This is a genomic window from Pseudomonas oryzihabitans, assembly GCF_032027545.1.
Taxonomy (GTDB): Bacteria; Pseudomonadota; Gammaproteobacteria; order Pseudomonadales; family Pseudomonadaceae; genus Chryseomonas; species Chryseomonas oryzihabitans_F.
The window spans coordinates 185,346-209,568 of record NZ_JAVSJB010000007.1 but is presented as its reverse complement, the minus strand read 5'-3'; the positions used below and the strand labels follow the sequence as shown (position 1 = coordinate 209,568).

The 24,223-nt window shown below is 63.1% G+C and carries 22 protein-coding genes and 1 pseudogene; 8 read left to right on the top strand and 15 right to left on the bottom strand.

Annotated features, from left to right (window positions below):
* Positions 1-29: 29 nt before the first annotated feature.
* From RND78_RS14485 to RND78_RS14445, 9 genes are all read right to left on the bottom strand, one after another.
* The gene (locus RND78_RS14485) at positions 30-1,118 is read right to left on the bottom strand and encodes an LLM class flavin-dependent oxidoreductase (RefSeq protein ID WP_312729693.1); all 1,089 of its coding nucleotides are present in this window, start codon (positions 1,116-1,118) and stop codon (positions 30-32) included.
* 407 nt (positions 1,119-1,525) lie between these two features.
* Positions 1,526-1,882 carry a hypothetical protein gene (locus tag RND78_RS14480; RefSeq protein ID WP_312729692.1) on the bottom strand — a complete coding sequence of 119 codons (357 nt, stop codon included), beginning with the start codon at positions 1,880-1,882 and terminating at the stop codon, positions 1,526-1,528.
* Positions 1,883-2,345: 463 nt separating this feature from the next.
* Positions 2,346-3,212 carry an ABC transporter permease gene (locus tag RND78_RS14475; RefSeq protein WP_312729691.1) on the bottom strand — a complete coding sequence of 289 codons (867 nt, stop codon included), beginning with the start codon at positions 3,210-3,212 and terminating at the stop codon, positions 2,346-2,348.
* Between the two features lie 18 nt (positions 3,213-3,230).
* The gene (locus tag RND78_RS14470; RefSeq protein ID WP_312729690.1) at positions 3,231-4,112 is read right to left on the bottom strand and encodes an ABC transporter ATP-binding protein; all 882 of its coding nucleotides are present in this window, start codon (positions 4,110-4,112) and stop codon (positions 3,231-3,233) included.
* Positions 4,113-4,126: 14 nt separating this feature from the next.
* The gene (locus RND78_RS14465) at positions 4,127-5,008 is read right to left on the bottom strand and encodes a TauD/TfdA family dioxygenase (protein WP_312729688.1); all 882 of its coding nucleotides are present in this window, start codon (positions 5,006-5,008) and stop codon (positions 4,127-4,129) included.
* 25 nt (positions 5,009-5,033) lie between these two features.
* Complete coding sequence (locus tag RND78_RS14460; protein WP_312729687.1) at positions 5,034-6,041, bottom strand: ABC transporter substrate-binding protein; 1,008 nt, start codon at positions 6,039-6,041, stop codon at positions 5,034-5,036.
* A gap of 136 nt (positions 6,042-6,177) precedes the next feature.
* The gene (locus tag RND78_RS14455) at positions 6,178-6,843 is read right to left on the bottom strand and encodes an aspartate/glutamate racemase family protein (protein WP_312729685.1); all 666 of its coding nucleotides are present in this window, start codon (positions 6,841-6,843) and stop codon (positions 6,178-6,180) included.
* Positions 6,844-6,888: 45 nt separating this feature from the next.
* A complete protein-coding gene (gene rraA, locus RND78_RS14450; RefSeq protein WP_312729683.1) occupies positions 6,889-7,362 on the bottom strand; it encodes a ribonuclease E activity regulator RraA in 474 nt (157 codons plus the stop codon).
* Positions 7,363-7,392: 30 nt separating this feature from the next.
* Complete coding sequence (locus RND78_RS14445) at positions 7,393-8,076, bottom strand: TerC family protein (RefSeq protein WP_312729682.1); 684 nt, start codon at positions 8,074-8,076, stop codon at positions 7,393-7,395.
* A gap of 232 nt (positions 8,077-8,308) precedes the next feature.
* Between RND78_RS14445 and acnA the strand changes: the two genes are divergently transcribed.
* Positions 8,309-10,996, top strand: a complete 2,688-nt coding sequence (acnA, locus tag RND78_RS14440) for an aconitate hydratase AcnA (RefSeq protein ID WP_312729681.1) — start codon at positions 8,309-8,311, stop codon at positions 10,994-10,996.
* Between the two features lie 230 nt (positions 10,997-11,226).
* On the top strand, positions 11,227-12,588 hold the full coding sequence (gene dctA, locus RND78_RS14435; protein WP_059232455.1) for a C4-dicarboxylate transporter DctA: 1,362 nt from the start codon (positions 11,227-11,229) through the stop codon (positions 12,586-12,588).
* Between the two features lie 20 nt (positions 12,589-12,608).
* Here dctA and RND78_RS14430 read toward each other — a convergent pair whose 3' ends face one another.
* Positions 12,609-13,793, bottom strand: coding sequence for a beta-propeller fold lactonase family protein (locus RND78_RS14430; protein WP_312729679.1), 1,185 nt, complete (start codon positions 13,791-13,793; stop codon positions 12,609-12,611).
* A pseudogene (locus RND78_RS14425) lies at positions 13,790-14,429 on the bottom strand (aldolase). The gene RND78_RS14430 and the pseudogene RND78_RS14425 overlap by 4 nt, the downstream one beginning before the upstream one ends.
* Positions 14,430-14,627: 198 nt before the next feature.
* Here RND78_RS14425 and phbB point away from each other — a divergent pair.
* From phbB to RND78_RS14395, 6 genes are all read left to right on the top strand, one after another.
* Complete coding sequence (phbB, locus tag RND78_RS14420; RefSeq protein WP_059232452.1) at positions 14,628-15,371, top strand: acetoacetyl-CoA reductase; 744 nt, start codon at positions 14,628-14,630, stop codon at positions 15,369-15,371.
* A 68-nt stretch (positions 15,372-15,439) separates the two neighbouring features.
* Positions 15,440-16,777: a citrate:proton symporter gene (locus RND78_RS14415; RefSeq protein ID WP_312729676.1), complete on the top strand. Its 1,338-nt coding sequence runs from the start codon at positions 15,440-15,442 to the stop codon at positions 16,775-16,777.
* A gap of 141 nt (positions 16,778-16,918) precedes the next feature.
* Complete coding sequence (locus RND78_RS14410; protein WP_312729674.1) at positions 16,919-17,839, top strand: GntR family transcriptional regulator; 921 nt, start codon at positions 16,919-16,921, stop codon at positions 17,837-17,839.
* Positions 17,840-18,115: 276 nt separating this feature from the next.
* Positions 18,116-19,315: a tyrosine-type recombinase/integrase gene (locus RND78_RS14405; RefSeq protein WP_312729673.1), complete on the top strand. Its 1,200-nt coding sequence runs from the start codon at positions 18,116-18,118 to the stop codon at positions 19,313-19,315.
* A complete protein-coding gene (locus RND78_RS14400; RefSeq protein WP_312729671.1) occupies positions 19,312-20,382 on the top strand; it encodes a PDDEXK nuclease domain-containing protein in 1,071 nt (356 codons plus the stop codon). Before RND78_RS14405 ends, RND78_RS14400 begins: the two co-directional genes overlap by 4 nt.
* 63 nt (positions 20,383-20,445) lie before the next feature.
* Positions 20,446-20,901 (top strand): very short patch repair endonuclease, encoded by a 456-nt coding sequence (locus RND78_RS14395; RefSeq protein WP_312729670.1) that lies wholly within the window; start codon positions 20,446-20,448, stop codon positions 20,899-20,901.
* Here the strand turns inward: RND78_RS14395 and RND78_RS14390 are convergent.
* The 4 genes from RND78_RS14390 to RND78_RS14375 are packed head-to-tail and all read right to left on the bottom strand — an operon-like array spanning position 20,855 to position 23,969.
* A complete protein-coding gene (locus RND78_RS14390) occupies positions 20,855-21,913 on the bottom strand; it encodes a DNA cytosine methyltransferase (protein ID WP_130562426.1) in 1,059 nt (352 codons plus the stop codon). The genes RND78_RS14395 and RND78_RS14390 overlap by 47 nt on opposite strands.
* Positions 21,910-22,647 carry an MAE_28990/MAE_18760 family HEPN-like nuclease gene (locus RND78_RS14385; protein ID WP_033485018.1) on the bottom strand — a complete coding sequence of 246 codons (738 nt, stop codon included), beginning with the start codon at positions 22,645-22,647 and terminating at the stop codon, positions 21,910-21,912. The genes RND78_RS14390 and RND78_RS14385 overlap by 4 nt, the downstream gene beginning before the upstream one ends.
* Positions 22,648-23,724, bottom strand: coding sequence for a DUF262 domain-containing protein (locus tag RND78_RS14380; protein WP_312729665.1), 1,077 nt, complete (start codon positions 23,722-23,724; stop codon positions 22,648-22,650). It abuts the gene before it with no gap.
* Complete coding sequence (locus tag RND78_RS14375) at positions 23,721-23,969, bottom strand: hypothetical protein (protein WP_312729663.1); 249 nt, start codon at positions 23,967-23,969, stop codon at positions 23,721-23,723. The genes RND78_RS14380 and RND78_RS14375 overlap by 4 nt, the downstream gene beginning before the upstream one ends.
* Positions 23,970-24,223: the final 254 nt, after the last annotated feature.

The window sequence follows — 24,223 nt, the reverse complement described above, 5'->3', positions numbered from 1 at the left end:
CGGTCGCGCGGTAGGTTGGCCAGAAGGCTTCAGCCGGTGCGACGGGCGCCGGCCAGGCGCGCGGCGACCTTCTCACGCGTCAGGGGGATCAGCTCGCGACCGTATTCGATGGCGTCGTTGAGCGGATCGAAGCCGCGGATCAGGAAGCTGTCGACGCCCAGGTCGTAGTAATCCAGCAGGGCATCGGCGACCTGCTCGGCGGTGCCCACCAAAGCGGTGGAGTTGTGCCCGCCGCCCACCAGGGCGGCGATGCCGGTCCAGAGGCGACGATCCACGCGGTCGCCCAGGGCCACGGTGTCGCGCAGACGCTGGGCCCCGACCGCTTCCGGCTTGGCCGGATGCACGGCGCCGTCGGCCGCCAGGCGTGCCTTGGCCTGCTGGCGGATGGCTTCGGCCTTCGCCCAGGCGTCGTCCTCGGTGTCGCCGAGGATCACCCGGAAGGACACGTTGAACCTTGGCGTGCGACCGTGGCGGGCGGCTTCGGCGCGGACCGTGGCGATGGTCTCGCGGGTCTGGGCAAGGGATTCGCCCCACAGCGCGAAGACGTCGGCATGCTTGCCGGCCACCCGCAGCGCGGCGGGCGAGGAGCCCCCGAAGTAGACCGGCAGGCTCGGCTGCTGCAACGGCTTGATGGCGGAGAAGCCATTCGCCACTCGGTAGTGCTCGCCCTCGTGGTCGAAGGGCTGGGCAGCGGTCCACTCCTGTCGCACCACATCGAGGAATTCCTCGGTACGGGCATAGCGCTGGTCGTGGTCGAGCCAGTCACCATCCTTGCGCTGCTCTCCGTCGCTGCCGCCGCTGATGATGTGCACCGCCAGGCGGCCGTCGAGCAGATGGTCGAGGGTCGCGAGCTTGCGCGCCGCCAGGGTCGGAGCGACGAAGCCGGGACGGTGAGCCAGCAGGAACTTGAGGGTCCGGGTGGCCTGCCCGGCCAGGGCGGTCACCAGGAAGCCATCGGGCTGATCGGACCAGTAGCCGACCAGGATACGATCGAAACCGGCCTGCTCATGGGCCTGGGCGAAACGAGTGACGTAGCCCTTGTCGAAGATAGGGCCGGAGGGGGCGATGATCTCCGAGGTGAGGCGGTGGCCGATCATGCCGAGGAATTGAACGCTCATGGAATGGATCCCGTGCCGAGGTGAAGGGGCGCCTTGAGGAAAGGCGTTGGCTGGGGTCCACCTTAGGAAGGCGCGGCATAAGAAGGAAATTCCTTATACGAATATCCTAATTCTAGTTTTATTTAAATTTCGCATGTATCAGGATACCGTAACATTAATCGCGGCCATGGGCCGCTCCTACAGGAGCATTCTTACCCGTAGCGCCGTAGCGTGGAAAACGGCGCAGCCTTTTCCACCAGGTGTTCGCTACGAAGGGCGCCCTCAGCCCGCCCTTTGCCAAAGGGAGAGAGGGTTATTAGAGCGAACATCGGTCTCGGTCAGCCTGGAAAACCGCGGTCGAGCACAGCCACCGTGCCCGTAGGAGCGGCCCATGGCCGCGATTGGCCAGCCACTCCTACAGAGTACCTTCAAAGCCAGACCGTAGCGGCCAGCCCCAGAGCACCGAGGATGAAGCCCACCAAGGCACCCCGACCTGGCAACTCCTGGAACAACAGCCAGATCAGCACCGGCTCGCAGATCAGTAGGACCAGGATGGAGACGACCGCGACCAGCCAGATGTCGCCGGTAGCCCGATAGCCCAGGGCGTAGGCCAGCAACAGGCAAAGACCGGAAAAGCAGGCGAGGCCCGCCAACAACAGCGCATCGGGCCAATCGAAACCGACCGCAGTCGCCAAGCGTGCCGCGGCCAGTTCACCATAGATGATGCAGGCTTCGCCCATGATCATCAGGGCGATAGCGGAAACTCCTAGGAGCTCTCTGGACATGAATGACCTTCCTGTCGAAAAGAGCAGACCGACGCCGTGGCCGAATACGCCTAGCGCCTGAGGCAGGGTGCTGAGGACGAGGCGGTCAGTGGCGTTAGGGGCTCGGTGCGGAAGGCGTACATGAGCAAGAACTCTCCAGCGGGTCGACATGGCGATGCTAGACCCTGGAGCTGCGATAGGACAGCGGCTCCTACGAAAGTAGCGCTATGACTCAAGCATAGCTATTCCGTAGGAGCGGTCGCATCGGCGGACCGGCATGGCCGCGAGGTAAACCCGAGACGCCATCTCCACTATCGCGGCCATGGGCCGCTCCTACAGAAGCATTCTTACCCCGTAGGAGCGGCCCATGGCCGCGATGAAGATGTAAAGACCATGCGCTTTCGACCAAGCCAATGCTACCGGTCATCTGGCGCTATAGCGGCCATGGACCGCTCCTACGAAGGTAGCGCCTGGTAGAATGACCCTACCGCTGCATCCCCCACTTCTTCACCGTCATTCGCTCCAGGGTGGCGAACACCAGGCCTTCCACCAGCAGGCCGATGATGATCACCGCGGCGAGACCGGCGAAGACGCGGTCGGTGTAGAGTTCGTTGCGATTCTGGAAGATGTACCAGCCCAGGCCGCCCTTGCCGCTGGAAGCGCCGAACACCAGCTCGGCGGCGATGAGGGTGCGCCAGGCGAAGGCCCAGCCGATCTTCAGGCCGGAGACGATGGCCGGCAACGCCGCCGGGATGAGGATCAGGCCGACGTATCTCAGGCCCTTGAGACCGTAGTTGCGTCCGGCCATGCGCAGGGTGTCGGAAACGCCGAGAAAACCCGAGTAGGTGTTCAGCGCCATGGGCCAGAGCACCGAGTGCACCAGCACGAACACCAGGCTGTTCTCGCCCAGGCCGAACCAGAGCAGCGCCAGGGGCAGCAAGGCGATGGCCGGCAGCGGGTTGAACATGGAGGTCAGGGTACCGAGCAGGTCGCGGCCAAACTGGGTGGAGACCGCCAGGGCGCTGAGTGCCAGGGCCAGCACCACACCCAGCAGGTAGCCCTTGAGCAGGGTACCGAAGGAGATGGCGACCTTGGCCGGCAATTCCCCGGTGACCAGGCCATCCCAGAAGGCGGCGGCGGTCTGCAGGAAACTGGGCAGCAGCAGGTCGTTGCCCTGCCAGCGCGCTACCACCTCCCAGACCAGCATGAGGATCGCCAGGATCACCAGCTTGCGCAGCCAGGCCTGACTCCACAGGCGGGTGGCGAGCGGCAGTTCGACCGCCAAGGGCAGGTCGTTCAGGGGTGGAAGGTCCAGTTGGTATTCGGCCCGTACCGGGGGCTGTCGTGTCATGGGGTCTACCTCGAACTGCTAGTAGGAAATGCGGCCCTGGACGATGGCCTGCTGCAGGCGCAGGCGTTCGTCGGCCACCTCCGGTGGCAGCGTCTGGACATCGTCGGGGAACAGCAGGTTGTGGATGCGCAGCGCGGTGCTCTGGAATTCGGTGCCGCCGAAGTCTTCGAGGCCGAACTGGTGGCAGTTGAGTTCGGCCCGCACCCGCCCTGGATGGGGCGACAGCAGCAGGATGCGATTGCCCACCACCAGCGCCTCCTCGATGGAATGGGTGACGAACAACAGGGTGAAGCGCACCTCGTCCCAGAGGGCCAGCAGCTCTTCCTGCATCTTGCGCCGGGTCAGGGCATCCAGGGCGGCGAAGGGCTCGTCCATCAGCAGCACCTTGGGCTGCATGGCCAGGGCGCGGGCGATGGCCACCCGCTGCTTCATGCCGCCGGAGAGATGGTGCGGATAGGCGTCGATGAAACGCGCCAGGCCGACCTTGTCCAGGTAGTGCAGCGCCCGCTCCCGGGCCTCGCCACGACTGGCCTGGCGACTGGCGAGCAGCGGGAACATGGTGTTTTCCAGCACCGTCTTCCAGGGCGGCAGTTGATCGAACTCCTGGAACACCACGATCCGATCCGGTCCGGGTCCCTTGACCGGCTGGCCCTCCAGACGAATCTCACCGTTCAGCGGCGGCAGGAAACCCGCTACCGACTTGAGCAAGCTGGACTTGCCGCAGCCAGACGGACCGAGCAGTACGAAGCGATCGGCGCCATGCACCTCGAAGGACACCTGGTGGGTAGCCCGCACCCGGCGTTCGCGAGTGCGGTATTCGAGGTCGAGGTCCTGCACCTGCAACAGCGGTTGGGTCTGCGCCAGGGTCAGGTGCGGACGGGAAGCGAGAGGGGCGTTCATGGTCGTCTCCCACATTAGAAGGGCGCGTCGCCCTGGATGGTGGTGCGATACAGCTTGCGCCTCATATGGTTGGGGCAGCCGGCCGCCAGGTGCAGCAGCGAGCGGTTGTCCCAGAACACCAGGTCATGGGGTTGCCACTGGTGGCGATAGAGGTGCTCGGGCTTGACGCTGTGGGCGTACAGCTGGTCGAGCAGGTCGCGACTCTCGTCTTCCGGCAAGCCGACGATATGGGTGGTGAAGCCTTCGCTGACGAACAGCGCCTTGCGGCCGTTCTCCGGGTGGGTGCGCACCACCGGATGCACCACCGCCTTGACCTCGGCCAGTTGCGCAGCGGTCAGGGTCGGCCGCCAGTTGCCCTCGAACTTGGGCTTGGCGTAGGTGGCGGTATAGGAATGCTCGGCCTGCAGGCCCTCCAGCTGGCGCTTGAGCGCCTCTGGCAGGGTGTCGTAGGCCAGGTGCATGTTGGCGAACAGGGTATCGCCACCCTCCTCCGGTAACTCCTGGGCATGCAGCATCGAGCCCAGGCTCGGCAGTTCCTTGTAGGAAAGATCCGAGTGCCAGAACTTTCCGGCGTCGCCGAGACCGATGGGCTGACCGTCCTCGATGATGTTGGAGACGATGAGGATTTCCGGGTGACCGGCCAGGTGGAATTGCTTGAGCACGTGGATCTGCAGCTCACCAAAACGACGGCTGAAGGCGATCTGCTGCTCGGGGGTGATGCGCTGGTCGCGGAACACCACCACATGGTGCTCCAGATGGGCACGATGTACCCGGGCGAAGTCTTCGGCATTGAGTGGCTGGGCCAGATCGATACCGACGATCTCGGCCCCCAGGTTGCCGAAGGGGCGGATCTCGAAAGGCTGGCGGGCGGCCAGGGTTTGGGCGGCGAGAGTCATGGAGTTTTCTCCTTGGTGGTCCGGCTCAACTGCCGGGACGCTCGTGGGCTTCAGGGAAGAAATAGTCCTGCCAGGAGGCTGCCTGGTGTTTCAGCACGCCCAGCTCGTGCAGCTTCTGGGCGTAGACGAAGGTGCGCTGCGGCTCGACGGTGAAGTCGATCTCCGGGTCCTCGACGATGCGTTGCACCAGGGCCAGTGGCAGCTTGGAGTCTTCCACCCGGATGTACGCCTCGGCAGCGGCGGCCTTGTTGGCGCGGATGAAGGCGGCGGCCTCCACCAGGGCGTCGTAGAAGGCGCGGTAGGTCTTGGGGTTCTCGTCGTGGAATTTCTCGGTGGTGTAGAGCACGTTGAAGGTGCCCGGTCCGCCGAGCACGTCGTAGCTGCTGAGGATGCGGTGGACCCGGGGATTCTCCAGCGCCTGGTACTGGAATGGCGGGCTGGAGAAGTGGGTAGTGATCTCGGAGCCACCGGCGGCCAGGGCGGCATTGGCATCGGGATGCGGCAGGCTCACGCTGATCGAATCGAATTTCTTGAACTGGGCGTCGCCGAAGACCTTGGCCGTCTCGATCTGCAAGGTACGGGACTGGAAGCCCACGCCCGCGGCCGGCACGGCGATGCGGTCCTGGTCGGTCAGATCCTTGATCGACCTGACCTCGGCGCGATTGCTCAGCAGGTAGTTGGGCATGGAGCCCAGGGCGGCGATGGCCTTGACGTTCTGCCGCCCGCGGGTGCGATCCCAGACGGTCAGCATCGGTGGCACCCCGGCCGAGACCACGTCCAGGGCGCCGGCCAGCAGCGCTTCGTTCATGGCGGTGGCACCGGAGATGCTGTTCCAGTCCACCTGGATATCCAGGCCGGCCTGCTTGCCGTGCTTCTCGATCAATTTCTGATCGCGCACCACGTCGAGGATCAGGTAGCCGATGCCGAATTGCTGGGCGATGCTGATCTTGCCCTCGGCCGCGGCAGTGCCCGCGAAGCCCAGGACACCCACCATGGCAGCGATAACTGCCAAGCCCTTCCCTACCCTGCTCATCCTTACGCTCCGTGCCGACTGGCCACCCGAAAGCGTTATAGGCTAATGAGCTGTTATAACTTTTGGTAAAGACGGAATTTGACTAACCATATGCACGGAGATGCGGGACCGGGTGAATTCGACCGCTGGAAAGGTCCTAGCCTTCAAACAGCTGTCGCAGGCGCCGCACGGCGCTGGCCGGCGTGGTAAGCACCGAGCCGCCCCAGGCGGCTTCGCTGGCCGATTGCGCGGCGGTCATGGAAAACTGTGCGAAGCAGAGCACGTCATAGTCGCCGCGTAGCCGCTCTGCAGCCGCGGCGATAAGGGCGTCGTGGCGGGCCTGGTCTCCCGCATGCAGGGCTTCCAGCGCGCCTTCGCAAAGGATCGGTGAGATATCTACCGTCTGGCCGCGGCGGCTTGCCTCGACCTCGAAGTCGCTGACGATGGCCGCGCCCGCCGGGCCGAAGGTGGTCAGGGCGGCGATGCGACCGCCCCTGGCCAGGGCATCCTGCACCATGGCCTCGTTGGGCTTGAGGATCGGTCGCTGATGGCGGCGCTGGCAGGCTTCGATGGCGCTGGAAAAGGCCGAGCAGGTAAAGAGCACGGCGTCGGCCTGGGCGCGAAAGGCATGCTCGGCCAGGTCCTGAATGCGCTGGTCCAGCGCTGACGTACTGCCGCCAGCGGCGCTGGCGTCTTTCGACAGCGAATCGTCCCAGAGATCGAAGCGCAGCGCCTGGGGCCAATCCTGGGCGAAGGCCGCGCTGATGGGCTCGATGGCGATGCGGGTGGCGTGAATCAGAAAGATGCGCTTGGCGGCGGTCATGGTGATAGCGCTCCAGGAAGGGCGGCGGGTAGCTGGCGGAAGCGCCTAGCGGACGTCGAGGATGATCACGCCGTCGGCGTCGGCGTAGAGCTGATCGCCGCTGCGGATCGTCTGCCCGGCGAAGGTCACCGGCTCGCCGATCTGGCCTTCGTTACGCTTGACCGACTTGCGCGGCGAGACGCCCAGCGCCTTGATGGCCAGCGGCAACCCGGTCAGCACCGCCTTGTCGCGGACCTGGCCATAGATGAGCGCACCGGCCCAGCCGTTCTTCACCAGGTCCTCGGCAATGATATCGCCGAGCAGCGCGCAGCGGTAGCTGCCACCGCCATCGACCACCAGCACGCGCCCCCCGCCCGGCTGCTGGCTGAGCTCCTTGATGCGCGAGTTGTCCTCGAAGCACCTGACCGTCAGCGCCGGTCCGGCGAAATCGGTGCGGCCGCCCAGGTCCTGGAAGATAGGCTGCAGGACCCGCGCCTGGTCGCCATGTGCGTCGCAGAGGTCGGTGGTCTTGAAGGTCATGGTGGTGCTCCTTGGTGGTCGAAAGATCGGTCAGGCCGTTACCGTTCGCCGTGCCAGCAACTGGCCGGTCACGACCACGATGAAGACGCCGAGGACGCCGGCGGCATAGGGGACCCAGTGCATGTCGCCGGTACCGAGCCACCCCTGCAGCAGTTCATCGCTGGCAATCAGCTTGCCGGCGATCCAGCCGAGCAGTGCCGCGCCGGCCACTACCAGCCAGCGAAACCTTTCCATGAGCTTCAGGATGAGCTGGCTGCCGAAGATGATGATGGGGATGCTGATGAGCACCCCGGTGACGGCCAGGCCCAGATGGCCCTGAGCCGCGCCGGCCACGGCGATGACGTTATCCAGACTCATTACCACATCGGCCACCATGATGATCCAGATCGCCTGGCCCAGGGTGGTACCGGCCTTGACGTCGGCCTCGTCGTCCTCGGGCACCAGCAGCTTGATGCCGATCCACAGCAGCAGCACGCCGCCCACCACCTTGAGCAGCGGCCAGCCCAGCACGTAGCTGACGACGAACAGCAGCAGGATGCGCAGGATGACGGCCCCGGCCACGCCACCCAGGATGGCCTTGCGACGTTGCGCGTCCGGCAGGCGCCGACAGGCCAGGGCGATGACCACGGCGTTATCGCCGCCAAGCAGAATATCGATGATGACGATCTGGAGCAGACTGGTCAGGAAGACCGGATCGGACAGGGCGGTAAGCAAGGTGGACCTCGTCTATTTGGGGACTGACGTCCCTTGGGCAGCAGCGGCCCGCAATGATTTCAGGTCATTAATATTGTCTTTTATATCAATACAGAACAATATTTGCCAAGCCTGAAATCCAGCGTTCGCGGACCGAGAACGCTGCGTTGGCCAGATACCAATTTCCGGGTGATGCCGGCTCTCCTAGCATTCCCCTACCTCTCTACCCTCTCGCAACCGGACCGGATAGCCCATGAAGTTTGCCCTGGATTCCGCCTACACCGGCCAGCTCACCCTCGGTGACCGGCATTACGCCTATGCCGATCTCAAGCGCCTGTTCGACGCCGACACCCTGGCCCGCCTGCCCTATTCCCTGCGCCTGCTGGTGGAAAACGTCGCCCGCTGCTTTCCCGAGGCGCTACCGCCGGTGCTGGCCCGGGCCCGCGGTGAAGGCCCGCCATGCGAGGCGCCGTTCCTGCCCAACCGCCTGATGTTCCATGACACCACCTGCCTGCCCGCCCTGGCCGACTTCGCCGGCATGCGCGACATGGTGGCCGAACTGGGCGGCGATCCGAGCCGGATGAATCCGCGCATCCCGGCGGTGCTGACCATCGATCACTCGGTGATCGTCGAGCGCTTCGCCGAGCCGGGCGCGGTGGAAGCCAATCTGGACATCGACTATCGCCGCAACACCGAGCGCTACCAGTTCATCAAGTGGGCGCAGAAGAGCCTGGACAACTTCAAGGTGGTGCCACCGGGCACCGGCATCATCCACCAGGTCAACATGGAGTCGCTGGGCACCGTAGTCTGGGAAAGCGAGACCAGCGACGGCCAGCCGCTGCTGCACCCGGACGACATGGTCGCCACCGACAGCCATACGCCGATGATCAATGCCATCGGCATCCTGGGTTGGGGCGTCGGCGGTCTGGAAGGCCAGGCGGCCATGCTGGGCGAACCGGTACCGATCAGCTTTCCCGAGGTCATCGGTATCCGCCTCACCAACACGCTGCGTCCGGGGGTGACCGCCACCGACCTTTCCTTGAAAGTCACCCAGTTGCTGCGGCAGCGCGGCGTGGTGGGCAAGTTCGTCGAATTCTGCGGACCGGGCCTGTCGGGCCTGAGTTGGGCCGCCCGCGGCACCCTGTCCAACATGGCACCGGAATACGGCGCGACCGTGGTGTTCTTTCCCTTCGATACGGTGACCATGGAGTACCTCGAGCTCACCGGCCGCAGCCCCGAGCTGCGCGAGCGGGTCGCCGCTTACCTGGAGGTGCAAACCCTGTGGCGCCACGACGAAGATCCCGAGCCCACCTTCACCGAGGTCATCACGCTGGATCTCGCCAGCATCGAGCCAAGCGTGGCCGGTCCGCACCAGCCGCATCAGTGGCAGCCACTGGCTGAAGCCGCCAACTCCTTTCGTGCCCAGGTCCGTGCCGAACCGGATACGGCGTTGATCGCCCGCTCCACCCCTGCCCCGGCGGATTATTTCGAGCCGAGTTTTGGCCAGCCGCTGACCCACGGCGCCATCTCCATCGCCGCCATCACCAGTTGCACCAATACCGCCAATCCGAGCCAGATGATCCAGGCGGGGCTGCTGGCGCGACGGGCGCGGGCGCGTGGCCTCACGCGCAAGCCCTGGGTGAAGACCTCCCTATCGCCTGGCTCCCGGGTAGTGGCCGACTACCTGCAGGACGCCGACCTGCTGAGCGACTTCGCCGCCCTTGGTTTCGAGCTGGCGGGTTTCGGCTGCATGACCTGCATCGGCAACTCGGGCAAGTTCGAACCTCATGTGGAAGCCTTCGCCGATCAGGGCCTGAAAACGGTGGTAGTGCTCTCGGGCAATCGCAACTTCGAAGGCCGGGTCAATCCCAAGGCGCAATTCGGCTACCTGGCTTCGCCGGCCCTCGTAGTCGCCTATGCCCTCGCCGGCAGTATCGACGTCGATCTCGAACAGGCCGTGCTGGGCCTGGATCAAGCCGGTCAGCCGGTCTACCTGCGCGACCTGATGCCGGACGATGACGACGTCCAGGCCCTGGTCCGCGCAACGGTGCGGCCCGAACTGTTCCGCCAGCGCAACGCCACCCTCTGGGACGGCACCCACCACTGGCAGGCGTTGTCGGCAGAGGGCAGCGTGCGCTTTCCCTGGTCACCGAGCTCGACCTATCTGCGCCGTCCGATCTATCTGCAGGGCATCACGCCGGAGCCGCCCGCGTCGCTGACCGTGCGCGACGCCCGGGCGCTGATGGTGCTGGGTGACAACATCACCACCGACCACATCTCGCCGGCCAGTGCCATTCCCCTGGACAGCCCGGCCGGCCGCTGGCTGGTGGCCCATGGCGAGGCGCCGGAAGACCTCAATCAGTACTCGACGCGCCGTAGCAATCACGAGGTGATGATGCGCGGCGCCTTCGTCAACCGCGCGGTAAAGAATCGCCTGCTGCCGGAGCATCCTGGCCAGGGTGGCTGGGCGCGGGCAGCCGACGGCGAGGTCTTTCCGGTGTATGACGCGGCCCTCAGCTGGGTCCGCCAGGGTACTCCTCTGGTGGTCTTCGCCGGCATCAACTACGGCGCCGGCTCCAGTCGCGACTGGGCTGCGAAAGCTCAGGCGACCCTCGGCGTGCGGCTGGTGGTGGCGCAAAGCTTCGAACGCATCCACCGCAGCAACCTTATCGGGATGGGCATCTTCCCGGTACGTTTTCCGGCGGGACAAGGCGCCGACACCCTGGCCCTGACCGGCGATGAACGCCTGGACTTCTATGGCTTGGACGAGCTGCGCGTCGGATTGAATCCTATCACCCTACAGATCACCCGCTCGGACGGTCGCCAGGCCAGCGTCACGCTGGAGCTGCCGCTGGATTCCAGCCAGGAGATCCTCTACCTGCGCCAGGGCGGCATCCTGCCGTATGTGATCCGCAAGACCCTGGGTGACAGCGACGCCTAGACGCCGCGCCCTGTTGTAGTGGCGGACCCCAAGGGTCCGCCTGCCCACCCTGTCACATCCTCTTCATTGCCCACGCACAGTGCTCTGGAGCGAGCGTCTGCCAGCATTGCCGGACGTCCCGACTTGATCTAGATTGTATTTTGATTTATTGAAGAACAATAAATACTACCCCGATAGCTCCTCATGAGTGGAGCTCGACAATAACAACACCGTAGTCAAGGAGCTCGACCATGGCGTCAGCTATCTCCCGTCGTATGCCCCCGCTCTATGTCCAAGTCCTCATCGGGGTCGTCTTGGGCGCTCTGTTCGCCCTGGTCGACGCCCAGGCCGCCGTCCAGCTCAAGGTTTTGGGCGATGCCTTCATCAAGCTGATCAAAATGCTGGTGGCACCGGTAGTCTTCGCCACCGTCGTGGTCGGCATTGCCCGGATGGGCGACGTCAAGGCGGTCGGTCGCGTGGGCGCCAAGGCGCTGCTCTACTTCGAGGTGGTCACCACCCTGGCCCTGCTGATCGGCATCCTGGTGGCCCATCTGATGCAGCCGGGTGCCGGCATGCACGTCGATCCCCGCTCGCTGGACCTGAACGCGGTCGCCGGCTATGCCAAGGTGGCCGCCGAACAGTCGCTGAAGGAATTTTTCCTGCACATCATCCCCGAGACGCTGGTCGGCGCCTTCGTGCACGGCGAGATCCTGCCGGTGGTGTTTCTGGCCGTGCTGTTTGGCATGGCGCTGGCCCAAGGCGGAGACAGGGTGCGCGGACTGGTGGACGTTATCGATCAGTGCCTGACCACTCTGTTCTCGATCATCGGCTATCTGATGAAATTCGCTCCCTTGGGAGCCTTCGGCGCGATCGCCTTCACCGTCGGGAAGTACGGTATCGGCAGCCTTGCCTCGCTCGGTTACTTGATGCTGACCTTCTATGTCACCTGCATTCTCTTCATCGGCCTGGTGCTGGGCGGCATCCTGCAGGCATGCGGCATCAACCTGTTCAAGTTCCTGGCCTACCTGAAGACCGAATTGCTGATCACCCTGGGTACCGCCAGCGCCGAACCAGCCCTGCCTGGTCTTCTACAGAAACTGGAAAAGGCTGGCTGCAAGAAAGAGGTGGTCGGCCTGGTGATCCCCACTGGCTACGCTTTCAATCTGGACGGCGTCTGCATCTACCTCACCATGTCGGTGCTATTCATCGCCCAGGCGACCGATACCCCGCTGACCCTGATGCAGCAGCTCACCATCCTTGGGATCGGCCTGTTTACGTCCAAGGGCATGAGCGGCGTTCCGGGCGGTGGCTTCGTAGCGCTCGCGGCTACCTTGAGCGCGGTGCAGGTGCTACCTCTTAGTGCAATCGCCTTGCTGGTGGGTATCGATCGGTTCATGGGCGAGGCGCGGGCTTTAACGTCCATCATCGGCAATGCCGTCGCCGGTGTGGTGATCGCCAAATGGGAGGGTTCGCTGGACCTGGAGCGGATGCACGCCGCGTTGGAGCGGCGGCCAGAACCTGAACTGAAGGCGGACGCTACTCCATCCACGAGCGCCCCCCTGTCGGCGCCGACAACCTCGCGGTTGGACCCGGACGCCTTGCCGCGTAGCTGAGCGAACAGCCGTCTGGCCCCTTAGGCGGGAAGTACGTCCAGCCAGAACAGGCTGGCGTACGCTGCCAGCTGGTGTTGGCCGTGGTAATCCAGCCGACCTTCCTCACCGATGCGAAAGACAGCCAAGTTGGCCGGCTGATAACGCGCGGCCGCTGGCAGCCAGGCGGGCAGTTGATTTCCGACGATAAGCCAGCGACCCGAACCGTCGATCGCGAGGCAACGTGGCTCTATTCCGCCGCTGTCTAATTGCTGGACTAGACGCGGCGCGCCAGTGAGCTGATCGAGCGCGAAGACGGCAATCGTATTTTCACCAGCACTGAGCTCGGGGCGACCACCTCGCATTTCAATGATGTCTGAGCGATTGCTGACGTAAAGATGGCGGCCGTTGGGATGGCAGACCAGACAGCCTCCTTTCTGCCGGTCCAGCCGCCCGTGCTCTGCATCTCGCAGAGTGGGCACGTGGTCGACGGCCGGAAAGACCGGTTCGCCTTGCTCATCGAGGTGGTGGTGACGCAGCGCATTTCCTCGCTCCATGGCCATGTATAGCCAAGGCCTCATGGGATGGAAGGCCAGGTGACGGGGGCCAAGCTGTGGCTCACAGGGGTGATAGCCAGTTTCTAGCAGCGCCCCCGCCCGGTACCGGTAGAGATGAACACTACCCCGCTCTTCTTCCCGTCCTGCCGTGGCCGCATTGCCACGACTCAAGGCGATCACATACTGGCCGTTGGGAGCTGGAAGAACCTGATGGGTGAATATGCCGGCGGGCAAGGTAGTCACCGGCTCGTTGCGTGGACAGCCCAGGGTATCCAATGCCACTCGGGCGATGCTCCCGGACCGGTTGAAGGCGATCAGCAAGGCAGCGCCCTGGGTATCCAAGGCTACGTGGATCGGTCGTTCCGGCAACGTCAGTGGCTCGCAGATGATGCGTGGCGCTGCCGGTAAGGTATCCAGGCCGAGTGTGTGTAACTGGTGGAGGTGCCCCGGGGCGCCGGTTACGCCCGCGCCAGCATCACTCACGGCCACATAGACCAGCCGTCGCTGCGGATCGAAGGTGGCGTACTGGATCTTGGCGGGTAGCGCCCTTTCGATGATCCATTCCAGCTCACCCGCTTCCGGCTGGAAGCGATAGCAGCCCAGGACCGCTCCGGAGCCCGTGAATACCCACGAAGCCCCTGAGTCGGATGCCTGCGAGAGGGGCCCGCTCACCAACTAGCTCCGAAGACGGCGCTCAGTTCGGCCACGGCAACATCATCTAGAGGCGCGGGGCGAGGCGTGGTCTGCAGCCACAGACGCGCCGTCTCCTCCAATTCTTCAAGGGCATAGCTGGCCCGGCTCACCGAGCTTTCCCAGAGGACCGGGCCCAGTCGCTCCAGCATCACGCCGCGGACCTCCGCCGCCAACTGGGCGACCTCGTCGGCCACCTCGGAGGCACCGGGCCGGCGATAGCGAATCAACGGAATGCGCCCGACCTTCATGACCTGGTAGGGCGTGATAGGCGGCAGGATGGCATCGCTGCGCCAGCATTCCAGCAACGTGAGCGCGACGAGGGAGGTGGAATGAGTATGGACCACCGCATTCGCGCTAGTGGCCCGCTCATAGATCCGCCGATGCAGCGTCAAGGTCTTCGAAGGTTTGTCCCCCGATAGCCATTCGCCCCTGCTGCTGACCTTGGCAATCGCCACCGGATCGAGGCGGCCCAGGCAGGCATCGGTAGGGGTGATCAGCCAGCCATCCTCGAGGCGCGCACTGATGTTGCCAGCGCTGCCGACGCAGTAGCCGCGTCGATAGAAGTTTTCGCCGATTCGTACAAATTTCTTCACGCAAGCGACTTTCCGGGGTCATGTAAGCCTCTCTGGTTACTCGTTCTAGTTCTCAGTCCCGACAGAACTGCCCGTTGCCGTGGAAGACTTCGACGGCCGACAGGAAACGCGCAGAACGTCGACAAATTGTATTTTAGATGTTTACAGAACAATATGACGCACCGTACCTTGCTCGTACAAGGGCTCGCAACTGACAAAAACGACAACAGGAGAGCAACACATGAGCAAGCGTATCGCCTTCGTCACCGCCGGCATGGGCGGCTTGGGTACTGCCGTCTGCCAACGCCTGGCCCGGGACGGCTTCACCGTCATCGCTGGCTGCGGACCGGATTCACCACTCAAGACCGACTGGCTCGCGCAGCAGCGCAAGCTGGGCTTCGAGTTCATCGCCGCCGAAGGCAACGTCGCCGATTGGGAATCCACGCGCGCCGCCTTCGCCAAGATCCGCGACGAGGTCGGACCGATCGATGTGCTGGTCAACAACGCCGGCACCGCCTGCAACGTGGTGTTCCGCGACATGCAGCCGGGCGACTGGCAGACCGTCATCGATACCAACCTCAACTCGCTGTTCAATGTCACCCGCCAGGTGATCGATGGCATGACCTCCCGCGGCTGGGGCCGGATCATCAATATCTCTTCAGTCAACGCCCAACTCGGTCATGTCGGTCAGGTCAACTACTCCACCGCCAAGTCGGCAATACGGGGCTTCACCCGCGCGCTGGCCCGCGAACTGGCGGCGCGCGGGGTGACGGTCAATACCGTCTCGCCCGGCTACATCGCCACGCCTCGGCTCAAGGCCTTGACCCGCACCGATCTCATGGACCGTATCGTCCACGAGATTCCTATGCGGCGCCTGGGCACTCCGGAAGAGATTGCTTCTATCTGCTCCTGGCTCGCCTCGGACGAATCGGCCTTCGCCACCGGTGCGGACTTCTCCCTCAATGGTGGCCTGCACATGAGCTAATTACGCTCCTCCACCGGATCACAACGACAACCACAACAAAAGTTGTATTTTGGAACCAGGAGATACAGATGCTCTCTCTGCTCGGCTATGGAATGATCGTGACCTTCATGGCACTGATCATGACCAAGCGGCTGCCGCCCTTGGTGGCCCTGACCATCATCCCCATCATCTTCGCCATCATTGGCGGCTTTGCTCCGGAGATGGGGCCAATGATGATCGATGGCCTGCGCAAGGTCGCGCCGACCGCCATCATGGTGATGTTCGCCATCCTCTACTTCGGCCTGATGTTCGATACCGGGCTGTTCGACCCTATCATTCGCACCTTCATCAAGCTGATCAAAGGCGATCCCGCCAAGGCCGTGCTCTTCGCCACCTTGCTGGCCGGCATGGTTTCCCTGGATGGCGACGGCTCCACCACCTACATGATCACCCTGACCGCCATGCTGCCGCTGTTCCGCCGCTTGCGGCTGAATCCGCTGATACTGCCCTGCGTGGTGATCCTCGCCGCCAGCGTCACCAACCTGCTGCCCTGGAGTGGCCCCATGGCCCGGGTCGCTGCCGCGCTGCAGGTGGAAACCAGCCAGCTGTTCATCCCGCTGATCCCGCCGATGATCGTCAGCTTCATCGGAGTCCTGGCGCTGGCGTTCTGGCTGGGGCTGCAGGAGCGTCGCCGGCTGGGCCTGCTAACGGCGCCAGGGGGGAATCCGCTGCGCGCGACCGGCATGGACGAAGACATGGGTGATCTGCTCACGCTGAGCGATGAAAACGCCGAACTGCGGCGGCCCAAGCTGTTCTGGTTCAACGCCATCCTGACGCTGGCGCTGATGACCTGCCTAGTGATCGAACTGCTGCCGCTGCCGATCCTGTTCATGGTGGCGTTCTGCATCGCCCTGACCATTAACTACCGGCAGATGGACGATCAGCGCCGGCGTATCTCGGCCCACGCACCCGCGGCCCTGACGCAGATCTCGATCTTCATCGCCGCCGGCATCTTCGCCGGCATCCTGTCCGGGACCGGCATGGTCAAGGCGATGTCCGGCTCGCTGCTCTGGGCCCTGCCGGAGAGCTGGGGCAACTACCTGGCGCCCATCACCGCGCTGCTGAGCATCCCCGGCACCTTCTTCATGTCCAACGATGCCTTCTACTATGGCGTACTGCCGGTGCTGGCCCACGCGGCCGAGGCCTATGGTATCGGCGCGGCGGAGATCGGCCGGGCTTCGCTGATCGGGCAACCCGTGCACCTGCTCAGCCCGCTGGTGGCTTCCACCTATCTGCTGGTGGGCCTGGCCGGGGTAGAATTCAGCGACCACCAGAAATACACCATGAAATGGGCGTTCGCCCTGAGCTTCCTGCTCATGGCGGTCTCCATGGCCATGGGCCTGTTCCCGCTGTACTCGGCTCGCTGACGACCCTGGCGACGGCGCGTCCGGCGCCGTCGCCCGCTCTGGTTGGCCGTGGTTATGGTAACGTCAGGGCGATCCGCCAGACCCGGCTGGCCAGCCTCTGCAGTACCTGCCCTCCGGTACCCGACGTCCAGAAGACTCCCGATGAAAAAAGACCTCGCCGAACAGCTCGCCCCGCGTATCATCGATCTTGCCCGTGCCCGCTCGATGAAGGCCGGCGATCCGTTGCGCGAAGAGGCCTTCGCCAAGGAGCTGGGGGTTTCCCGTTCACCGGTACGACGCGGTTTTGCCCTTCTCGAAGAACTGGGACTGGCGCGCAAGGAGCCTAATCGCGGCTTCTTCCTGACCCGTAATGCCAGCACCATCGAGCAGACGGCCCTGCCCAGCGAGGACGATCCCTTCGAAGAACTCTACCTACGGGTGGTGGACGACATGCTGCGCGGTGACATTCGCAGCAGCTTCTTCGAGGCCGAGTTGCTGCGCCGTTACCAGATTCCCCGCGGCCAGTTGCTCAAGGTGCTCAACCGCCTGGCCAGCGAAGCCATGATCGAACGCCGCCCTGGCCAGGGGTGGGAGATCAATACCTTCCTGCATGACAGCGAAGCCCATATCCAGAGCTATCGTTTCCGCATGGCCATCGAACCCTTCGCCCTACGCGAGCCGGGCTATCGCATCGACAAGCGCGCCTTCGCCCAGGCCCGCCAGCGGCAGCAACGGCTGCTGGATGGCGAACTCTTCACCCTGTCCCGTGCCCAGTTGTTCGAGATCGGCTCCAGCTTCCACGAATTGCTGGTGCGCTGCTCGGGCAACGTCTTCCTCCTCGAAGCCATTCGCCGACAGAACCAACTGCGCCGCTTCATGGCCTATCGCTCCAACGTCGAACGCGCGCGGCAGATCGGCCAGAGCCAGGAACACCTGCACATCCTCGACCTGCTCGAAGGCGGCAGTCGTGAAGAGGCAGCGCTGTTCCTTCATCAGCACCTCGACGTGGTCAGCCGGCTCAAGGCCGCCCAGGACCGCCAACTCGAAGCCGCCGAAGAAGACGCGGCAAAGCAGCCAGCCTGATCTGCCCACCCGCCTGAACCTTCCACCTCTCCTACCCGGCCGTCCTCCGTACAGGCGTTGCGCGCGCGTTCGCAAGCCACGAATAGGCACCGCTTTTTTTGTTTGACGATGACTCCAGCCCGGTATTTCGCTGGACTTCGCCCAAGCCCGCTACAGCAGGTTTATCAAGGACTTAGGCGCGTCCATCATATGCCGGTGCTTTCCGAAACTTGACCCGGCTTCCGGTCGCGTGGCTCCCATGTGGCTCTTGGAAACCGGTGTTTCCGAGGAGTCATCATGGCAAGAATCAAACTCACCAAGTCCGCCGTCGATGCCGCCAAGCCCCAGGCGCAGGCCATCGAACTCCGGGATACCGTGGTGCCCGGCTTCCTGTGCAAGATCACCCCGGCAGGCCGCAAGGTGTTCATGCTCCAGTACCGCACGAACGCCGGCGAGCGCCGCAAGCCTGCCCTGGGGCAGTACGGGGAGCTGACCGTCGAGCAGGCCCGCGTCATGGCGCAGGAGTGGCTGGCCGAGGTTCGCCGGGGCGGCGACCCCAGCGCGGCCAAGAATGCCGCCCGCAAGGCGCCGACCATGAAGGAGTATTGCCACACCTTCATGGAGGACTACTCCAAGCAGCGTAACAAGCCCAGCACGCAGCGCGGCTATCAGGGCGTCATCGACCGCTGCATCATTCCCATCATGGGGCGGACGAAGGTGCAGGACGTGAAGCGCCCGGACGTGGCCGCGCTGATGAAGAAACTGGCCCACAAGCCGGCCGAGGCGAACCGTGCCTTCGGCGTGCTGCGCAAGATGTTCAACCTGGCCGAAGTGTGGGGGCTGCGTCCGGACGGCACCAATCCGTGCCGCCACGTCCCGATGTTCCCGCCCGGCAAGGAAACCCGGCTCATCGTGGACGACGAGCTGGTGAGGATCTTCCGGCATCTGGAACACCTGGAGGCGGAAGGATTGGAGAACTACGTCATCCCGCTGGCGATCCGCCTGCAATTCGAGTTTGCCGCCCGCCGCTCCGAAATCTGCCCGCTGGAGTGGGACTGGATTGATCTGGAGAAGCGCCGCGTGGTCTGGCCCGACAGCAAGACCGGCGGCATTTCCAAGCCCATGAGCGAAGAAGCCTATCGGCTGCTTTCGACGGCGCCGCGCCGGGAGAGCTGCCCCTACGTCCTGCCGTCGCCCAACGACCCGGCCCGGCATCTGACGCATGGCGAACACTATGGCGGCTGGAAGCGCGTGCTCAAGGCCGCCGGCGTGCCACATGTCGGCACGCACGGCATCCGCCACCGGGCCACGACCGACATTGCCAATTCGGGGGTGCCGACCAAGGTCGGCATGAAGCTGACGGGCCACAAGACCGTGGCGATGTTCATGCACTACGTCCACACCGAGGACAAGCCGGTGCGGGATGCGGCCGAGCTGGTGGCGAGCCGGCGGCAGGCCATCACGGGTGCGCGGCGCCTTGCGGAGGCGATGGCATGAGCAAGCGCAAGGCATCCATCGCGTCACCCTCAGTGCCGACGGCGCTGCTGGGCGATATCCGGGCACTGATCGAAGCGGCGCGCAAGCGCGCTGCTTCGGCGGTGAATAGCGAACTGACGATGCTCTACTGGCACATCGGTCAGCGCATCCATACGCAGGTCTTGGAGGGCCGTCGGGCCAACTACGGCGAGGAAGTCGTACTGACCTTGGCGGCGCAACTGGTGAAGGAATACGGCAGCAGCTTTTCGGTCAAGAATCTGCGCCGGATGGTGCAGTTCGCCGCTGCCTACCCGGACGAGCGAATTGTCGTATCACTGATACGACAATTGAGCTGGACACACTTCATCGCCCTGATCCCGCTGAAAGACCCGCTCCAGCGGGACTACTACGCGCAGATGGCCAGTGCTGAACACTGGAGCGTGCGGACGCTGCGCGAGCGCATCGACTCGATGCTATACGAACGCACCGCGCTGTCCAAGAAGCCGGGCGAGACGATCGCGCAGGAACTGGCCACCCTGCGCGATGCACAGCGCATGTCGCCCGCGCTGGTCATGCGCGACCCGTACATCCTCGACTTCCTGGGGCTGCGGGACACCTGGCAGGAAGGCGACTTGGAGGCGGCCATCATCCGTGAGATGGAATCCTTCCTGCTGGAGTTGGGCGCGGGCTTTTCTTTCCTTGCCCGGCAGAAGCGCATTCAGATCGACGAAGAGGATTTCCACCTCGACCTGCTGTTCTACAACCGCAAGCTGCGGCGGCTGGTGGCAGTGGAATTGAAGATCGGCGAGTTCAAGGCCGCCTATAAAGGGCAGATGGAGCTTTACTTGCGCTGGCTGGACAAGAACGAACGGGAGCCGGGGGAAGCCTCGCCGCTGGGAATCATCCTCTGCACCGGCAAGAAGCGCGAGCAGATCGAGCTGCTGGAACTGGACAAGTCGGGCATCCACGTTGCCGAGTACCTGACCGCGTTGCCGTCGCGTGCAGTGCTGGTGGAGCGATTGCAGCGAGCAACACAGAGGGCTCAACTACAGATCGAGCAACGGCAATCGAGCGGAACGGACCCCTGAACCTAGCACTCTCCATCCCTTGCCCATTCCTCGCATCGATCTACGGAGGTATAACTAGGAACGATGTCGCCATTGATGCCAGTACCCTCCAGTGCCGTTAGCCGCCGAATGGCTCGCACACGCGGAAAGGACAATCCGCGCGAGCGCGAATTGCGCTCGACGTTGCATCGCCAAGGTCTAAGGTTTCGCATCCACTATGCAGTTCCTGGCACCAAGAGAAGCATCGATATCGCATTCACCAAATGGCGCTTGGCGGTTTTCTGCGATGGATGCTTCTGGCACGGATGTCCCATCCACGCCACGACGCCCAAGACCAATCAGGAATGGTGGAAGGACAAGATCGCCACCAACAAAGCCCGCGACCTCGACACAGATTCAAGATTGACGAGCGCCGGATGGACGGTGCTTCGCATTTGGGAGCATGTCACCGTGGACGATGCTATCGCGCTGATACGCTCCCAATTGCAGCAGATCAGTGCACGTGCGCCTGTACGTGCCCCACGAGCGAACGAGCGATGACTTCCCCTAGCCGAACGGGCACGGCATTGCCGATCAGGCGCCCCATCTTGTTGAACTTGATCGGAGCGCCAGGCGGGGCGAATGCGTAGGACTCCGGGAAGGTTTGGAGCATCGCTGCCTCTCGGAGTGAAATGGCGCGATCCTGCTCTGGATGCCCGAACCTTCCGTTGCCGTACCCAAAACATTGCGTGGTGATGGTCGGCGCGGGCTGATCCCATTCCATTCGTCCGTAGACGCTCGGATAGGTGGCGCCCGTATCCTTGCGGTGGCACGATGCTTGTAATTCTTCGGGCCAATCTCGCCACGTCCCTCCAGGGCGTGACACGCGAATCCTCGACAGGTTCAAAGGACTCAAGGACGAGGCGGTGTGCAATTCGTCTTGGGGATCGCGCTCGCCAGCCTCGATCGGGGGAAGTGAGCCGATCGTCTCGCGCACGGTTACCTTCCGAACTTGATCTTGCGAAAGCTCCAGACCATCGCTGCCGAGTCTCGATGCGAGCAGTACCAGGCGCTTTCTAGTCTGCGGAATACCGATCGACGAGCACTCCACGACTTGCCACCATTTCTTGTAGCCGGAAAGGCTCTTGAGGAATTGCTGGAAGACCGGGTGATCCGCTAGTTGCGGGACATTCTCCATGGTCACGAGGTCGGGCTTGATCTTCTTGACCAAGCGGCCAAAGGAGGACACTAGCGGCCATTGCGACTCATATTCGCTGTTCCGTCCGCTGCGGCTGTAGGTGGAGAACGGCTGGCACGGGGCGCAACCCGCGAGCAGCGTGAAGTCGGCACCCTCATAGAAGGGCATGATGTCCTCGGCTTTCAGCTTCCCGACATCGCACTCAAGGAACGAGGCGGAATTATTCGCCTCGAAGGGGAACTTGCAGCTCGAATCGATATCGATTCCTGCGGCCACTTGGATGCCACCACGAACGAGGCCATGCGTGAGGCCGCCCACACCGCAGAAGAGATCGACCCCCACGATTCGAGGCATGTTCTTTGTATTGCGGCTCATGCAGGTCGCCTCTCCGGGAGGAGATATTCGAAGCTATCGATGTATCTGGTGAAGCAATCCACGACTTCTCTCAGGTAATTAACGGTTCTATCCTTCAATTCGACGAGCCGTCCGACAGTCACATCTTCAGCGCACTGCGCGAACGAGATGGACCCGTGCGCGAGACGATTCCTCAGTTGCTTCACCAAGGCGAGCGGCCCCAGGTCGTCCCGGAAAGGCTGTTTGATGGCGCTGTAAACAGGCTGACTCACGACCAACTGGAAGCCCAGCCGTCTACTGAACGCTTCGATCTCGAAGTCGTCCCAATTGCCACCGCCCCCTTTCTCGATATCGAAGGCGCTGATCGGCAACGACGCCACCAGGTGCTCGCAAAGGCGTAGTGCGCTCTCCAGCCGGTTCTCCGGTGCCAATTCGATGTGTGTGCGAGCGGTCACACGCACCCACTCGCGCCTCATCGAGTCGCTCAGATCGCCAGGCTTCCATTGAGCATTCTCTTTGGCGGCTTCCGAAACTGCTTCGATGCAACGGGACATCGTTGCTTCGACAAGGTTGTACAACTGCAAATACACGCTCGAATAAAGGATTCGTTGTTGTTGGGTGGTAATGGGATGTTCTGCGCCTTCGATCCGTGGCGGTCCTTGTTGGGCCTGGGCTTCCATGGTCGAAAGGAATTCCAGATATGCCTCGACTTCCGCCAGTCGCTCTTGGAATCCGATGGCTAGGTTGCTGCTCATTCACTCACCCAGCAGTCGATTTCGCACGAAGCCAGTACGTTCCCGCAGGCGTGCGATGGCATTGGCGCCATCCGAACCAGTGACCGTCGTGAAGTCGTCACTGGTCAGCCATGGCGTCACGTCCTCAATGTCGTCGTTGGCGAGGCTGGGGCGGTCGTCCAGTGCGAGGCGCGATCCCACGGCAATGGCTTCGAACCTGGCCCTGGGGGTAGCCTTCCCTTTTGGAGCCCTGCGGAACCCATACGGGAACACCCGTTCGATGAAGTCGATGGCCTCCTGGAACCGCGCGCGGTACCGATCGGCCAATGCCGGATCATTGGCTGCTTCGACGTTCATCTTCTTGACGTAGTTGAAAATGAACTCGGATGGACGATCCTTGTAGCCCTCCAATCCATCGCTGTAGGCGAAGAAGCGGGCAACGAGTTCTTCATGCTCGCGCTCGCTCAAGTCCTTCTTGGATACAGGTGCTAGAGCAACGAACTTCGGAAGCACCGAGAGTTCGATGATGAGGTCCATGAAGGGACCAGCAAGAGCACCACGGCGGACTTCGGCCATGTTGGCGATCTTGCTGCCCGTGTTGATCCGCTCGAACATGTCGAAGCGTGCCTGCTCATCGGCATGTTCGTTGAGCACGATGCCACGTATCGAGCGATTGTTGATCTTCCTCTGGCGGGAATCGGGGAGGTCGGAGAACTTGAAGCCAGACAATGCCGTCAGGCTTTGCAACTCACCGAGTCGAAGATCACCCAGTACGAATTCCTCGATCGACCGCAGTCGCTGCGAGCCATCAACGATTTCCAGCTTCCCGTCCGGCATTTCCCAGAAGAAAAGGAATGGAATGGGAAGACCCAAGATCAGAGATTCGATGAATCGGGACTTGCGATCATGCTCCCACGTGTATTCGCGTTGATATGCAGGAACGACGAACTCGCCCTTGCTCATCTTGCTGGCCAACAGTTCGACGGAATACTCCGTCAGATAGAACTCGATCCTCTTGGAAAGCTCGACGATTTGATCTTCGGCTTGTGCGATCTCGTCCTCGGACTTGATGAGCGCCAGTTCTTTCTGCTTTTTCATGTCTTCTCGTCCGAGTTCTGCTTGGCGCGCCGCCCCGATACCTCGGCGGAGGGGGCCGTGTCATGCGTCATCCCCAATTCGACCAGCCGCCTCACAGCTTCCGGCCTCGTCGGCAGATCGTCCTGCTCCTTGCGCCAACTGTCGATGGCTTCGAGCAGAGCCGCCTGAAAGCGAGTTCCGACGAGGGTGCCCGTGGTTGTGGCGCGTCGTCTTGGCCTTGCAATCATGGGTGATTCGACAGCCATGGATGTTTTCATGTTAACACGATACCACAGGGTCTAGCGTTCCGCGAGCGTTATCCAGCTCCTCTTCCTCGGTCGAGTTCTCTGGTGACACATGCTGACAGTTGGCAGTAGCCCCACGGTGTCGATGCCCCGTCTGCAAGTCCTCGTAGACAGAAGATGTTGGCTCGACAACGCCTGATCTTTGGCGGACAGGATGGACCGACACCGCATCTGCACCCTGAATGTGCGTCCCCCGGCATGGCCGGGTCGCGCTG

Coding starts and splice junctions, on each gene's coding strand:
- RND78_RS14415 (WP_312729676.1), top strand. CDS start 15,440: ATGCTCTCTCTGCTCGGCTATGGAATGATCGTGACCTTCATGGCACTG.
- RND78_RS14410 (WP_312729674.1), top strand. CDS start 16,919: ATGAAAAAAGACCTCGCCGAACAGCTCGCCCCGCGTATCATCGATCTT.
- dctA (WP_059232455.1), top strand. CDS start 11,227: ATGGCGTCAGCTATCTCCCGTCGTATGCCCCCGCTCTATGTCCAAGTC.
- RND78_RS14455 (WP_312729685.1), bottom strand. CDS start 6,843: ATGACCGCCGCCAAGCGCATCTTTCTGATTCACGCCACCCGCATCGCC.
- RND78_RS14405 (WP_312729673.1), top strand. CDS start 18,116: ATGGCAAGAATCAAACTCACCAAGTCCGCCGTCGATGCCGCCAAGCCC.
- RND78_RS14460 (WP_312729687.1), bottom strand. CDS start 6,041: ATGAGCAGGGTAGGGAAGGGCTTGGCAGTTATCGCTGCCATGGTGGGT.
- RND78_RS14480 (WP_312729692.1), bottom strand. CDS start 1,882: ATGTCCAGAGAGCTCCTAGGAGTTTCCGCTATCGCCCTGATGATCATG.
- RND78_RS14375 (WP_312729663.1), bottom strand. CDS start 23,969: ATGGCTGTCGAATCACCCATGATTGCAAGGCCAAGACGACGCGCCACA.
- RND78_RS14395 (WP_312729670.1), top strand. CDS start 20,446: ATGTCGCCATTGATGCCAGTACCCTCCAGTGCCGTTAGCCGCCGAATG.
- acnA (WP_312729681.1), top strand. CDS start 8,309: ATGAAGTTTGCCCTGGATTCCGCCTACACCGGCCAGCTCACCCTCGGT.
- phbB (WP_059232452.1), top strand. CDS start 14,628: ATGAGCAAGCGTATCGCCTTCGTCACCGCCGGCATGGGCGGCTTGGGT.
- rraA (WP_312729683.1), bottom strand. CDS start 7,362: ATGACCTTCAAGACCACCGACCTCTGCGACGCACATGGCGACCAGGCG.
- RND78_RS14385 (WP_033485018.1), bottom strand. CDS start 22,647: ATGAGCAGCAACCTAGCCATCGGATTCCAAGAGCGACTGGCGGAAGTC.
- RND78_RS14380 (WP_312729665.1), bottom strand. CDS start 23,724: ATGAAAAAGCAGAAAGAACTGGCGCTCATCAAGTCCGAGGACGAGATC.
- RND78_RS14475 (WP_312729691.1), bottom strand. CDS start 3,212: ATGACACGACAGCCCCCGGTACGGGCCGAATACCAACTGGACCTTCCA.
- RND78_RS14400 (WP_312729671.1), top strand. CDS start 19,312: ATGAGCAAGCGCAAGGCATCCATCGCGTCACCCTCAGTGCCGACGGCG.
- RND78_RS14465 (WP_312729688.1), bottom strand. CDS start 5,008: ATGACTCTCGCCGCCCAAACCCTGGCCGCCCGCCAGCCTTTCGAGATC.
- RND78_RS14485 (WP_312729693.1), bottom strand. CDS start 1,118: ATGAGCGTTCAATTCCTCGGCATGATCGGCCACCGCCTCACCTCGGAG.
- RND78_RS14470 (WP_312729690.1), bottom strand. CDS start 4,112: ATGAACGCCCCTCTCGCTTCCCGTCCGCACCTGACCCTGGCGCAGACC.
- RND78_RS14390 (WP_130562426.1), bottom strand. CDS start 21,913: ATGAGCCGCAATACAAAGAACATGCCTCGAATCGTGGGGGTCGATCTC.